The organism is Polaribacter sp. 20A6, assembly GCF_011378915.1.
GTDB lineage: Bacteria > Bacteroidota > Bacteroidia > Flavobacteriales > Flavobacteriaceae > Polaribacter > Polaribacter sejongensis.
This window is the reverse complement of sequence record NZ_WTPZ01000001.1, coordinates 30,578-44,927: the sequence shown is the minus strand read 5'-3', so window position 1 is coordinate 44,927 and position 14,350 is coordinate 30,578. Positions and strand designations below refer to the sequence as shown.

The window sequence follows — 14,350 nt, the reverse complement described above, 5'->3', positions numbered from 1 at the left end:
CACGTTATTTATTGCATTAAAACGATGTATCATTCCTGTAAAAACAGGAAATTATAATATTAAAAACCACAATTGATTAAAAATTAATTGTGGTTTTTTCTTTACATTTACCTTCATGAATTTCCTTGCCCATTTATATTTATCACAAAACAACACCAATATTATGATTGGTAATTTTATTGCCGACCATATTAGAGGTAATAATTATTTGAGCTTTTCTAAAGAAATTCAGCAAGGAATTTTCTTACACAGAGAAATTGATACGTTTACAGATGCTCATGAAGTTGTAAGAAAAAGTAAAAGACGTTTACACGAACGCTACAGACATTATGATGGCGTAATTATCGATATTTTTTATGATTATTTCTTAGCAAAAAATTGGGCTGATTATTCAGACGTTCCTCTAGAAGTCTATACCAAAAACGTTTATGATTTATTTAGTAGTATTTCAGACGATTTACCTGTAAAGTCTCAAAACTTTATTAAATATATGATTGAATATAATATTTTGTTCAATTATCAATATAAAGACGGAATTGCAAAGGTTTTAAACGGAATGAATACCAGAACCAAAGGAAAATCTCAAATGAATTTAGCTATCGAAGATTTAGACCTTTTAGAAGATGAACTTCAAGAAGATTTTACCTTATTTTTTAAAGATTTAATTGAGCATACAAATCAGAAGTTTAAAGAACTGACTAGCGTTTCTAATACAAATGAAATTCAAGAGTAATTTTTATTGAATATATTTTGAGCAACTACTACGAAGAAGTTTTAAATTGAAGTATTACTCCTTCTAAAAAAAATAAAAGTAGATAGCCGATTAAAATAACTATCTAAATAAAAATTAAAGAACTTAACACCAACCTTATGAAAAAAATAATTTTACTTTTAAGTCTTTCACTCTTCATGATAAACTGTAAGACAGCAGAAAAAAAAGAGCATACTACAGGTTTAATTACTCAAAAGGCAATGGTTGTTTCTGCAAGAATTGAAGCATCTAAAATAGGTGTTGAAATTCTTAAAAAAGGCGGAAATGCTTTTGATGCAATGGCGGCAACAGATTTAGCTTTGGCAGTTGCATACCCATTTGCAGGAAACCTTGGTGGTGGTGGTTTTATGGTATACCGAAAAGCTGATGGAGAAATTGGTGCTTTAGATTATAGAGAAAAAGCACCGTTAGCTGCAAGCAGAGACATGTATTTAGATAATGAAGGTAATGTTGTAAATGAAAAAAGCACTTTAGGTGCGATGGCAGTTGGAGTTCCCGGTACATTAGCAGGTATTTTTACTGCTCATAAAAAGTTTGGGACAATGCCGATGTCAGAAATTTTAAAGCCTGTTATCGCATTAGCTAAACGAGGTGTTGTTGTAACTAAAAAGCAAGAAGATAGAATCAAAAATTATCAATCTTTATTTTTAAAAGCAAATAAAGATTCCATTCCTTTTAATAAAAACTGGAAAGAAAATGACACTATTAAATATCCTGCGTTAGCAGAAACGTTAATCCGTATTCAACAAAACGGATTAGATGAATTTTACAAAGGGGAAACTGCTCAAAAAATAGTGAATTTTATTCAAGCCAATGGAGGAATCATCACGTTAGAAGATTTAGCAAAATATGAAGCTAAATGGAGAACTCCAGTTACTTTTACCTATGATGATTTAAAAGTTATTTCGATGTCTCCTCCATCTAGCGGTGGTATTGCATTAGCACAAATAATGAAAGCCATTGAGCCTTTTGATGTAGATAAATTTGGACATAACACTACAAAATCTATTCAAGTTATTACAGAAGCAGAAAGACGTGCGTATGCAGATAGAAGCTTCTTTTTAGGAGATCCAGATTTTGTTACCGTACCACAACAAAAATTAATTTCTAAAGCATATGCAACAGAAAGAATGTCTGATTTTTCCTTTGAAAAAGCAACAAAATCAGCTGATGTTTCTCATGGACATATAGAAATTATAGAAAGTGATGAAACTACCCATTATTCAATTGTAGATCAATTTGGAAATGCAGTTTCTGTAACTACAACCTTAAACGGTGCTTATGGATCTAAATTATATTCACCTGAATTAGGTTTCTTTTTCAATAATGAAATGGACGATTTTAGCAGCAAACCTGGTGTGCCAAATATGTTTGGTTTAATTGGTGCAAAAGCAAATGAAATTCATCCCGAAAAAAGAATGTTGAGTTCTATGACACCAACTATTGTAGAAAAAAATGGCCAACTTTTTATGGTAGTCGGAACTCCTGGTGGATCTACCATTATAACGTCTGTTTTACAAACGATCCTAAATGTTCATGAATATAAAATGGGGATGCAAGAAGCCGTAAATGCTGCAAGATTTCACCACCAATGGTTACCAGATGTAGTTAAAATGGAACCGAACAGTTTTGACAAACAAGTAACCTCAGAATTAAAAGACCTTGGATACACCATTGATGAAACTACTTCTAGAATTATCGGTAAAGTTTCAGCAATTTTAGTGTTACCCGACGCGACCTTAGAAGGTGGAGCAGACAAACGTGGAGATGACACTGCTGTAGGATTTTAATTGACAGTTAGCAGTTAGCAGTTAGCAGTTAGCAAAAATAAAAATATTGAGACTAAAGAAATTGTCGACAAAATAATAAATCAACAAAACTTTTAAACGTATGCAAGTACAACCATTTCACTTAGCGATTCCTGTTCAAGACTTAGAAAAATGCAGAACCTTTTACAGAGATATTTTAAATTGTGAAGAAGGCAGAAGTACAGAACAATGGGTAGATTTTAATTTCTTCGGACATCAATTGGTAATTCACCAAAAAGAGGAATATGTACCAACAGAAGCTGTTACAAACCCTGTTGATGGTCATGATGTTCCAGTTCCGCATTTTGTTTGGAGTTGTTTTAACTTGGGAAGATTGGCATTCTTTAGCAGAGCGTTTAAAATCTGTTAACACAAAATTTGAAATTGCTCCTTGTATTCGTTTTCAAGGAAAAGTTGGTGAACAAGCAACCATGTTTTTTAAAGACCCAGAAAATAATGCTTTAGAGTTTAAAGCTTTTCAAGATATGAATCAATTATTTGCTAAATAAAGCAATTAGTAGAAATTCATGATTGCATAAAAATTAAAAATCCCAACTACATACAGTCACCTAAAAAAACACCAGAAAACAAATGCACAAATCGGATTTAAACAAAGTTGTATTTTATTCAAAAGAAGATATGGCTGGTGGACATCAACTTCAAAAAGGTGAGAAGATTTTAATAGGAAAAACAAAATCAACATATGATGATATTAATGAGGTTTTAGAGCTTTACAACATCAAAAAATACATTGATAATGAAGTATATTTAAAAAACTGGAACTCTGAAGATATCTTAAAATTTAAGCAAAAAGTATCTGAATTTGGAAAAATCGTAGGTAAATTTATTTCACAAATAGATGATAATAATGCTATAGAACTATATAATAAGATTCTTCAAAACTATACAAATTCGTTTTGGGAATTAGTCAATAATCAAAATGTTTTTAAACGTATATCAAAAGATACCTTTAAAGTTATATTAACAAAAGAGCCATATTTAATTAATATAATTTTAACTCACAAAAACATTGTTGATAAATACAATGTCACTTTAAAAGATTTTTTATTGACTTACTCACAATCCGCTGAAATATTAATTTCAGTATATGAAGTTAAAAATGATCTAAAAAAAATTATTCCTAAAAGCTTAACTATTGAACATAAAGAAGCTATAATTTCAAACTATTTAGATTCTAAAAATCCAAACTTAAATTATATAGGTTTAATAGAGAATGTCAAAAATAAAACTGACTTTAAAATTTCTGATAAAACTAGACTTAAAGCTAAACGTTTACATAAAAATGAAGTAGATAAATTTTTCGCTGATAAAGGAGGAATGAAATATGGAGTTAATATTGGCTTTCCTGAAAATGCCGAAAAAATCAAGGATGTATTTATTGATGACAGTCAAATAGCTAATTACACTTATAGTTTAGATTTTATAAAAAAAAATAATAGTCCTTACTTTTTATTCCAAAACTTCTATTATTTATTCGAGTACCTTGATAATCAATATAGAATAAACCTTGTCAGTAAGAAAAGTGAATTAGGCTTATTTGATAAAATCATAGGTGTACACTCACAACATGAATATAGTGGAGGAATAACTTTTTCACTTTCTGAAATGACATCTCAAGCTCAAATAACATGTTATGGTAGAGTTTTGAATAATTTAAACAACAAACTAGAAGACATTCTTCATTTTGTTTTCACAAAATCATTTCAAGAAAAGTACGCTTTTGCAAATAATGCAAGATTCTCAATTCCTACAGCAATTTCTTATTTTGAAAAAGTAAGATTACTTGCACCTGAATTTGAATCTACACTAAAACAATTTAAACTTTTCGTTGAAAATGGAAATATTGATTTTGAACTTTTACAAATATCATCTTCACCATCAACAATAAAAGATATACCTAGTTTAAACTCAAGAAAATATCTATACTTTAATGAGAAGAATCAAGTTATGGTTGCTTGTTCTAATATATTTTTTTCTAACCAAACCCTTTTAGCATATGTTGAACCATTTAAAGATAATAAATACAAAACATTTTTTGACTTATTAGCTAACGAAGAAGTAAAACTCAATAACTATGAAGAACATCAAAAACCTCAATTAAACTATCTTCTAGAAAAAAAAATTATAATAATTGACAAAAAAGGGTTTATCCAAATTACAAATCTTGAACGCTTATTAATAATAAAAGATTTATATGAAAATGAAGTTGGTTCATTTTATCATTATCCGATTGTCTTTCAAGAAGAAGCACAACGTATGGCTACAGAAAACATAATCAACTTTACAAATTCTTTATTTTCTAAACCAGAACAAGCATATTTTAACTATTTTTTGAATAAAAGTGAGTTTACAAATGGATTAGACTTAAGAAATAGTTATTTACATGGAACCCAAGCAAATCCTATTGAAATTGAGAAACACGAATATGCATACTTCACTTATTTAAAGTTAATATTTTTAGCTTTCTTAAAAATAGATGATGACCTAAATATTTATAATTCAAGGAAGATATAGAATAAAGGCGAATTACTGAAAAGAATGACCTTGACTATTTTGAAATGGAGAATCAAGGTAATTGGAATTCAATGTATGATTTTCCCGAAAATGAATTAATCTCAATAACAAGTACAATTGATCGGTTAAAGAAAAATGATTCTATAAAAAGTACGGAAATTCATATAAAAGAATTGAGGAAAGAAATAGAAAAAGTCTTTCAAGATATGAATTAAAAACATGTTGTTACAACATATGTATAAATAATTGCTGGTTTTAGTTCACTTGGGAAATTCCTTTTAAACTTCGCCGTTCGTGCTTTATTTTGTAAATTCCCAGATTGAAACAACGTAACTAACCATAAGAAAAACGTTTGGGTTTTTATTTATAAAAAAGTAGCTATAAAATAGTGTGAAAGTTTAAGAACTTACTTTTTCTATTAATACAGCTACTTCAACAAAACAACACATTTAATTTTAAGCTTCTTTAAATTCAATTTTGATTTGTTTTATCCAGGTTTTTAAACGATCATCGGTTAATTGAGATTCATTATCATGATCTAACGCTAAACCATAAAACAGATCTTCGTTGTCTTCAATAATGGCAACAGATTCTGTATAACGATAACCTTCTGTAGGCCAATAACCAACTACTTTACCTCCATTTCCTATAATTACTTTAGCAAGTATTCCGATACCGTCTACAAAATATTCTGCATAGCCAATTTGATCTCCCAAACCATAAATAGCGACTGTTTTACCTGTAAAATTAATTGTTTTAAAATCATCAAAAAAATCTTCCCAATCGCTCTGTAAATCTCCATCATACCAAGTTGACAAACCTATTATGATCGTTTTATATTTATTAAAATCACAAATAGAAACATACCCAATTTCAGATAACTCTAAATTTCCATCTTCCCAATATTCTTCAAAATATTTTGTGATTTCATCTGTTACACCAGTATCGGAACCATAAAACAACCCTATTTTTTCTAATTCTCCCACTTTTATCAATTTAAGTACAATGCAAAAATACACTTATTTTTATTTATTCTAAATAAAAATAAGTGTATTTTTGACAAAAAATCAAATGTTTTATCTACAAACCATTTATCATAACAATATTGGAGCTACTTATTTTTTTAAAGATAATTTAGCCCCTGATTTAAGTATGAATAAAATTCAGATAATAATAGGAGATATCGCTTTAATATTAGAAGATAATGAGATTTTTTCTTTTTTGGAGGTCATAGAATCAGTAAAAATGGCTTGTAAATGTGATGATTGTAATGAACTCAAACAAATAACCTGCAATACAAGTTATACAAAACTTATTTTTAAATCGACAAGAAAAAATATAAATGAGTTAGAAGATCTTGTAAAAGGCACTATTTTTGAAATTCAATTAAACTCTTTAATTAATTAAAATAAGATAATGCATATATCAGAAACTCATATTGTTGAAAAGTTAGAAAAACCAATTCGTTTTCAAGAATATAGCGTTGGTATTTTTAACACAATGCCTACAAAGTCTGGTATTAAAAAAGCTATCAAAAAAGGACTTATTTTTATTGATGGAAGTTTAGCAACCACTTCCAAATACATTACTGGAGGAGAAAAAATAGAACTTTTTGAGTCTGAAAACTCATCAACATTTGAAAGACTAAAACTAGATATTGAGGTTTTATTTGAAGACGAAACGTTAGCAATAGTTTACAAACCTGCAGGTATTTTAGTAAGTGGTAATAAGTTTGTGACCATTGCAAATGGATTGGCACAAAACCTTAAAAAAAGCACTTTAGCTGATGCTGTAAAACCACAACCAATCCATCGGTTAGATTATCCTACAAGCGGACTCTTATTAATAGGTAAAACAAGCACAGCAATTACAGCATTAGGAAAACTATTTAAAGAGAAAAAAGTTCAAAAGACCTATTTTGCTGTTACTATTGGTAAAATGAACTCAGAAGGAGCAATAAAACTCCCTATTGATGAAAAGGAATCTGAAACAGATTTTCAAGTTTTACAATCTGTAATTTCAGAACGTTTTGAGTATTTAAACTTGGTGAAATTATCACCAAAAACAGGAAGAAAACACCAACTTAGAAAACATTTATTTTCTATAGGAAATCCTATTTTAGGTGATAAAGAGTACTTTTTAGAAGGTAAAGTTTTAAACGGAAAAGGCTTGTATTTACATGCAGCAACTTTAGATTTTATGCATCCTTTTACAAAAACACCTATTTCTATATCAAAAGAACTTCCAAAGAAATTTAAAAAAATATTTAATGAACTATCGTTTTAAAAACCTCATTAACTTTTAATAAAGCCAACACATAGTTTCTTCATCCTAAAAAGATTAATTTAGCCACTTATTATAAAATCACAAAATGAAGAAGCTTTTTAAATTTCTTGGAATTATTTTATTACTAATAATTGTTTCTGCAGGAATCTATTATTTTACCAACAACGAGCCTTTACCAGAAGGAAAACAAGGTAAAGAAGCCGATGCTTTGGCAAATAAAATGTTAAAAGCATTAAATATTGATGCCTACAAAGACACAGAAATACTAGAATGGAGTTTTAGAAATGAACATCATTATAGATGGATTAAAAGATCGAATGTTGTTGTTGTAAAATGGGATGAAAATACCGTTCATTTATTTTTAAATGAACCGCAAAAAAGCCTTGTGGACGTTAAAGGAGTTGCTGTTGAAAACCCAGATCCAAAAATTATAAAACAGGCACAAGACTTTTTTAATAACGATTCTTTTTGGCTAGTAGCTCCTTACAAAGTTTTTGATGCTGGAACAGAAAGACGCCTAGTAAAGTATAATGATAAAGATGCCTTATTAATTACGTACACTTCCGGAGGTTCTACTCCCGGAGATTCTTATTTATGGTTTTTAGATGAAAACTATTTACCAACTTCTTTTAAAATGTGGACTTCAATAATTCCTATTGGTGGTGTTTCTGCCACTTGGTCTGATTTAAAAGACACCAAAACGGGTATAAAATTACCAACTAAACACAAACTTTCTTTATTTGGTTTAGAAATAAGTATGGGAGAAGTAACATCGGAAAATAGTAAAGCAGATATTCTTGCTAATAATATTTTAAAAGCGATAAAACATAAAGCTTACAAAAACACTCGTTTTATAGAATGGAGCTTTGGAGGAAAAAGACATTTTAAATGGGACAAAGAAAAACATATTGTAGATGTTTCTTGGGATAGCATTCGTGTACATTTATATCCTAGAAATAAAGAAAATAGTACCGTTTTTATCAACGAAAATAAACAAGAAATTGCAAATACTGAAGTTGTAAAAAAAGCTTGGGATATTTTTAATAATGACTCTTTTTGGTTGGTTGCTCCTCATAAATTATTTGATAATGGAACTATTAGAACTATTCAAAAAGTAGATGACAAAGATGCTTTATTAGTGAAATATACTACTGGTGGTACAACTCCTGGAGACTCTTATCTTTGGTTTGTAGATGAAAACTACATTCCTAAAAGCTATAAAATGTTTGTACCAAGTAAAAAGATGAATGGAGTCCCTGCTACTTGGCAAGACTGGATAACCACAGAGAGTGGTACTTTGTTACCTACAAACCACGTTTTTGGTAATGGTAATATTTTAAGTATGGGTGCAATAAAAGGATATAATTAATGAAATCTAAAACAATTGCCAGCGGAATTTTAAGGGCTATAGGAATACTTTTAGGTATTTTTCTTCTTGGCTATTTCTTATACACCATTCAATCTGTAATTATTTATATTATAATTGCAAGCATTTTATCGTTGGTTGCCAGACCTATCATTATTTTTCTAAGAGCAAAACTAAAGTTTCCAAATACGCTTGCTGTTGTATTTACCATGATTTTTATGTTAAGCCTATTAACAGGTTTAATTTTAATGTTTATCCCTTTAATTACTGAGCAAGGCCAAAATTTATCTTTGCTCGAAGTAGATAAACTAGAAGCAAATATTCAAGAAATTTTTAATCAAATTACAGGCTATTTTTCTTCTAGAGGAATAGATGTTTTGGGGGAATTAAAAAATGTAAATTTTATTTCTCAATTTAAAGAAATTCCTGATTTCTTAAATGCTATTTTAGGCGCTGTAGGTACTATAAGTGTTGGTTTATTTTCAGTATTATTTATCTCTTTCTTTTTTATGAAAGATAGTCACTTGCTTAAAAATGGCGTGATGGCAATAGTACCAGAAGGCAATGAAAGCAGGTTTTCTAAATCTTTAGATACCATTAATAATTTACTGTCTAGATATTTTATTGGACTAATTTCTCAAATTACAATCCTGTTTATCATATACACTGTTATCTTACTAATTTTTGGAATTAATAACGCCGTCGTTATTGCTTTTTTGTGTGCTTTGTTAAACCTTATTCCGTATGTTGGTCCCTTAATTGGCGCCGTAATTATGTTTATTTTGTCGATGACGAGTAATATTGGACTAGATTTTCAATCAGAAATTTTGCCAACAACCATGTATGTAATGACTGGTTATCTAATTGCACAATTAATTGACAATTTTGCGAGTCAGCCAATTATATTTTCTAAGACAACAAAATCTCATCCGTTAGAAATTTTCTTAATAATAATTATTGGAGGCCTACTTTTTGGTGTTGTAGGTATGATTACTGCCGTACCTTTATACACTGCGTTAAAAGTAATTTTAAAAGAGTTTTTAGCTGATAATAAAATAGTAAAATCATTAACTAAAGATCTCTAATTTCTTTTGAATAAAGCCATTTTAAGTCCAGAAATTCAGCAATTTATTACTGATAATTTAAAATCAAACATTACAAAACTGATTTTAAAAGGAAGTCCATTTAGAGATATTTCTGTACAAGAATTAGCCAACCAAATTGTGGCTAAACAAAAATCTGAACACAAACTTGCTAGCTGGTTTTCTACAGAAAACATATATTATCCGCCCAAAATAAGTATTGAGCAAACCTCTTCAGAAATTACGGCTGCTTATAAAAACAACTTGGTTTCAGGAAATTCAATTATAGATATCACAGGAGGTTTTGGAGTAGATTGTTTTTATTTTTCAAAAAAGTTTAAAGAAGTTATTCATTGTGAAATTAATGAGGATCTATCTGAAATTGTAAAACACAACTATCAGAAACTACAAGTAAAAAATATAACTACATTTTCGGGTGATGGACTTGAATATCTAAAAAATCACAAAGCAAAATTTGATTGTATTTACATAGATCCATCAAGAAGAAATGATCTAAAAGGAAAGGTGTTCTTACTAAATGATTGTTTGCCGAATGTACCCGAAAACATCGATTTTCTTTTTACCAAAACCAATCAAATCCTCATTAAAAACTCACCTATTTTAGATATTACAAGCACTATTAATGAATTAAAATTTGTAAAAGAAATTCATATTATTGCCGTGAATAATGAAGTGAAAGAATTGTTGTTTTTATTAGAAAAAGAGTACAGTGATCCAATAAAAATCAGAACCGTAAATATTGGTAAAAAAGAGATACAAACTTTTAATTTTAATTATAAAGAAGCAGTAAATTCTGAATATTCTGAGCCACTCACCTATTTGTATGAGCCAAACGCTGCAATCCTAAAATCTGGAGGTTTTCATGAAATTTCACAACAATTAAAGGTTTTTAAATTACAACAACATTCTCATTTATATACTTCTGATGAAATTATTGATTTTCCTGGAAGGGTCTTTAAAATAGAGAACGTTTTAAGTTACGATAAAAAGAAACTTAAAAAATTAGTTGTAGAAAACAAAGCAAATATTACCACAAGAAATTTCCCAAAAACGGTTGCTCAAATTAGAAAAGATACCAAAATTAAAGATGGAGGAAATACATATTTATTCTTTACAACGCTTAACACTACTGAGTATATTGTTATTCTTTGTAAGAAAAAACAGCACAAATAGAGCCTAAACAACTAAATGTTAATAAATTAAATCCATTTCTTAACATTTTATTCAGTTTTTTTACTAAGTTTACGAACACTTTAAGTGTTTTTTGATTAGGGGCTTAAAACACTTAAATAAAAAGTCTCGAATTCACTTTCGAGGCTTTTGTTTTTTTACACTACTTTTTTCAGTAATTTTGTATGGAAAGCTTAACTTTCTAAACATGCAAACAAGCACTTATCAAGCACTAAAAATTAATCAAAATACACAGACTTCAATTCAGGATGTTTTGGTTGTAGAAGCTGCTTTACAAATTAACATTAATGATGAGCCTTATACTGTGGTTATGAGAACACCAGATAATGACAAAGCATTAATAAGAGGATTGCTTTTTGCTGAAGATATTTATAAAAGTGACAAAACTTTAATTTTTGAAGTAGTTGAAGAAGAAAATGAAATTCCGACGATTATAAACGTTACTATTTCCAAAGAGATATTAGGTAAAGGATATTTAAATAAAAGAACATTGCTCTCTGTTTCTTCCTGCGGAATTTGTGGAAAAAAAGAGCTAAAAGATATTAATGTTGAAGGAGAAAAACTAACTCAAACAACTACTTTTTCTAGTACCGTTTTACATGAAATGTTTTTAAAAATGAATAGTTTTCAGCATACCTTTAAAAACTCTGGTGGTAGTCATGCAGCAGCAATTTTTAATAAAAACCATGAGTTTTTAACCGTTAAAGAAGATATTGGTAGACATAATGCTGTAGATAAAGTAATAGGAGATTTGTTAATAAAAGACTATTTAAAGCATGCTAAATACCTACTGGTAAGCGGACGCGTTTCTTACGAAATTGTGTCGAAAGCATTTATAGCAAAAATACCAATTATTGTAGCAGTTTCTGCTTGCTCTTCATTAGCAGTAGATTTTGCAAAAGAATTTGGTATTTGCTTAATTGGTTTTACAAGAGAGCAAAAAATGACCATTTATTCAAATCCATCATTTGTTGAAAAAACGAAAAGCTATGTCTAAAAACAGAAAAGTACAACCGCCAGAAAAACTAACAGGGATTCAATTAACAGAAGTTCCTAAATCTGCAGTTGGCGTAAAAGCGATTGTTTCTGCTTTAACACATATTAAGGATGAAGTTGGAGTTAGTAAAGGAATTCAGTTATTATCAAAATTAAATCAAAAAGATGGTTTTGATTGCCCTGGCTGCGCATGGCCAGATCCTGATGAAAAAAGAGCTTTTTTAGCTGAATATTGCGAAAATGGAGCAAAAGCTGTTGCAGAAGAAGCTACTAAAAACAAAGTTTCTCCCATATTCTTTGCAACACATTCTGTACAAGAGCTATCTGAATTTTCTGATTACGAAATTGGAAAAAGTGGAAGAATTACACACCCAATGTATTTGCCAGAAGGCGGAACACATTATGAAGAGATTTCTTGGGAACATGCATTTAAAATGATTGGTGAAGAATTAAATTCTTTAGATTCTCCTAACGAAGCTATCTTTTATACTTCTGGTAGAACCAGTAATGAAGCTGCTTTTTTATATCAATTATTTGTACGTCAGTTTGGTACAAACAACTTACCAGATTGTTCTAACATGTGTCATGAATCTAGTGGTGTGGCACTTTCTCAAACACTCGGCATAGGAAAAGGTTCTGTTACGTTAGACGACTTTAATCATGCCGATTTAGTGATTGTTATTGGACAAAACCCGGGTACAAATCACCCAAGAATGTTAACCGCTTTAGGAGAAACAAAAAAACAAGGTGGAAAAATAATTACAATAAATCCATTACCAGAAGTTGGCTTAATGAATTATAAAGATCCTCAAAATCCATTAAAATGGATTGGATCTGGTCAGGGTTTAACCGATTTATTTTTACCTGTAAAAATAAATGGTGATGTTGCCTTATTAAAAATCATCTTAAAGTTGATGAAAGAAAAAGAAGATACTGAACCAAATAGCGTTTTCGATCATCAATTTATAAAAGAAAAAACAGCGGGTTTAGAAGCTCTTTTAGAAGATTTAGACACCTATTCTATAGCCGAGTTATTACCACAAACAGGACTAACTTTAGATCAAATTAAAGAAACTACAGCACTCATTATCAACAATAAAAATATTATTATTTGTTGGGCAATGGGTTTAACACAGCATAAAAATGGGGTTGATAATATCCGTGAAATTGTAAACATTTTATTATTAAAAGGAAGTATTGGTAAAAAAGGAGCAGGTACGTGTCCTGTTCGTGGACATTCAAATGTACAAGGTGATAGAACTATGGGGATTTGGGAAAGACCACCCGCTTCATTTCTAGACAATTTAGAAAAAGAATTTAAGTTTAAAGCACCAAGAAAATTTGGTTTTGACGTTGTAGAAGCCATTGACGCCATGCACAAAAAAGAAGCCAAAGTGTTTTTTGGAATGGGTGGGAATTTTATTTCCGCAACACCAGATACTGTTTTTACTGCAAAAGCTTTACAAAACTGCAGCTTAACAGTACAAGTATCAACCAAATTGAATCGCAGTCATTTAATTACAGGTAAAAAAGCATTAATCTTACCATGTTTAGGAAGAACTGAAAAAGATTTTCAAGAAAATGGTGAACAATTTGTTTCTATAGAAAATTCTATGGGAGTTGTACAACAATCTCATGGTACATTGCAACCTTGTTCTAACCAATTATTAAGTGAAGCTGCAATTGTAGCAGCAGTTGCAAATACAACATTACAAAACTCAACTACAAATTGGACAGCGTTAATTTCTAATTATGATCTTATTCGTAATAAAATTGAAGCAACCATTCCTGGTTTTACAGATTTTAACACTCGTGTAAGAATTAAAGGCGGATTTTATTTACCGAACAATGCTCGAGAAAATGATTTTACGCCAACAAAAACTGGTAAAGCTAATTTTAGCATTAATAAACCTTCTGAAATTGAGTTAAAGAAAAATCAATTTATGATGATGACCATTAGAACTCATGATCAATACAACACCACTATTTATGGTTTAGACGACAGGTACAGAGGTGTTTTAAATGAAAGAAGGGTTGTTTTTATGAATGAAGGTGATATGAAATCTCTACATTTAAAAAAATTAGATTTGGTAGATTTAACGAGTCATTTTAATAATGAAGAAAGAGAAGCTAAAGGTTTTTTAGTAGTTCCATATCAGATTCCTACACAATGTACCGCCACTTATTTCCCAGAAGCGAATGTATTAGTTCCCTTAAAAAGTAAAGCAGATATTAGCAATACTCCAGCTTCAAAAACAGTGATTATTACCATTAAAAAAAGATAAAAATTACC

12 protein-coding genes and 1 pseudogene are annotated in these 14,350 nt (G+C 29.7%); 12 read left to right on the top strand and 1 reads right to left on the bottom strand.

Annotated features, from left to right (window positions below):
• The first annotated feature begins 163 nt into the window (after positions 1–163).
• From GQS57_RS00175 to GQS57_RS00155, 5 genes and pseudogenes are all read left to right on the top strand, one after another.
• Positions 164–733: an ACP phosphodiesterase gene (locus tag GQS57_RS00175; RefSeq protein WP_165731256.1), complete on the top strand. Its 570-nt coding sequence runs from the start codon at positions 164–166 to the stop codon at positions 731–733.
• Positions 734–870: 137 nt separating this feature from the next.
• On the top strand, positions 871–2,562 hold the full coding sequence (gene ggt / locus GQS57_RS00170; RefSeq protein WP_165730061.1) for a gamma-glutamyltransferase: 1,692 nt from the start codon (positions 871–873) through the stop codon (positions 2,560–2,562).
• A gap of 100 nt (positions 2,563–2,662) precedes the next feature.
• Positions 2,663–3,089 (top strand): annotated as a pseudogene (locus GQS57_RS00165) (VOC family protein).
• 82 nt (positions 3,090–3,171) lie between these two features.
• Complete coding sequence (locus tag GQS57_RS00160; RefSeq protein WP_165730059.1) at positions 3,172–5,115, top strand: hypothetical protein; 1,944 nt, start codon at positions 3,172–3,174, stop codon at positions 5,113–5,115.
• 44 nt (positions 5,116–5,159) lie between these two features.
• Positions 5,160–5,330, top strand: a complete 171-nt coding sequence (locus GQS57_RS00155) for a hypothetical protein (protein ID WP_165730057.1) — start codon at positions 5,160–5,162, stop codon at positions 5,328–5,330.
• Between the two features lie 240 nt (positions 5,331–5,570).
• Here GQS57_RS00155 and GQS57_RS00150 read toward each other — a convergent pair whose 3' ends face one another.
• The gene (locus GQS57_RS00150; RefSeq protein WP_165730055.1) at positions 5,571–6,101 is read right to left on the bottom strand and encodes a flavodoxin; all 531 of its coding nucleotides are present in this window, start codon (positions 6,099–6,101) and stop codon (positions 5,571–5,573) included.
• Positions 6,102–6,171: 70 nt separating this feature from the next.
• On the opposite strand from GQS57_RS00150, the gene GQS57_RS00145 reads away from it, so the two are divergent.
• From GQS57_RS00145 to GQS57_RS00115, 7 genes are all read left to right on the top strand, one after another.
• Complete coding sequence (locus GQS57_RS00145) at positions 6,172–6,522, top strand: hypothetical protein (RefSeq protein WP_165730053.1); 351 nt, start codon at positions 6,172–6,174, stop codon at positions 6,520–6,522.
• A 9-nt stretch (positions 6,523–6,531) separates the two neighbouring features.
• A complete protein-coding gene (locus GQS57_RS00140; RefSeq protein ID WP_165730051.1) occupies positions 6,532–7,401 on the top strand; it encodes an RluA family pseudouridine synthase in 870 nt (289 codons plus the stop codon).
• An 85-nt stretch (positions 7,402–7,486) separates the two neighbouring features.
• Positions 7,487–8,770: a hypothetical protein gene (locus GQS57_RS00135; RefSeq protein WP_165730049.1), complete on the top strand. Its 1,284-nt coding sequence runs from the start codon at positions 7,487–7,489 to the stop codon at positions 8,768–8,770.
• Positions 8,770–9,852, top strand: coding sequence for an AI-2E family transporter (locus GQS57_RS00130; RefSeq protein ID WP_165730047.1), 1,083 nt, complete (start codon positions 8,770–8,772; stop codon positions 9,850–9,852). The genes GQS57_RS00135 and GQS57_RS00130 overlap by 1 nt, the downstream gene beginning before the upstream one ends.
• 6 nt (positions 9,853–9,858) lie before the next feature.
• Positions 9,859–11,043 (top strand): class I SAM-dependent methyltransferase, encoded by a 1,185-nt coding sequence (locus tag GQS57_RS00125; protein ID WP_165730045.1) that lies wholly within the window; start codon positions 9,859–9,861, stop codon positions 11,041–11,043.
• Between the two features lie 205 nt (positions 11,044–11,248).
• Positions 11,249–12,058: a formate dehydrogenase accessory sulfurtransferase FdhD gene (gene fdhD / locus GQS57_RS00120; RefSeq protein ID WP_165730043.1), complete on the top strand. Its 810-nt coding sequence runs from the start codon at positions 11,249–11,251 to the stop codon at positions 12,056–12,058.
• The gene (locus GQS57_RS00115) at positions 12,051–14,342 is read left to right on the top strand and encodes an FdhF/YdeP family oxidoreductase (protein WP_165730041.1); all 2,292 of its coding nucleotides are present in this window, start codon (positions 12,051–12,053) and stop codon (positions 14,340–14,342) included. Before fdhD ends, GQS57_RS00115 begins: the two co-directional genes overlap by 8 nt.
• Positions 14,343–14,350 lie beyond the last annotated feature (8 nt).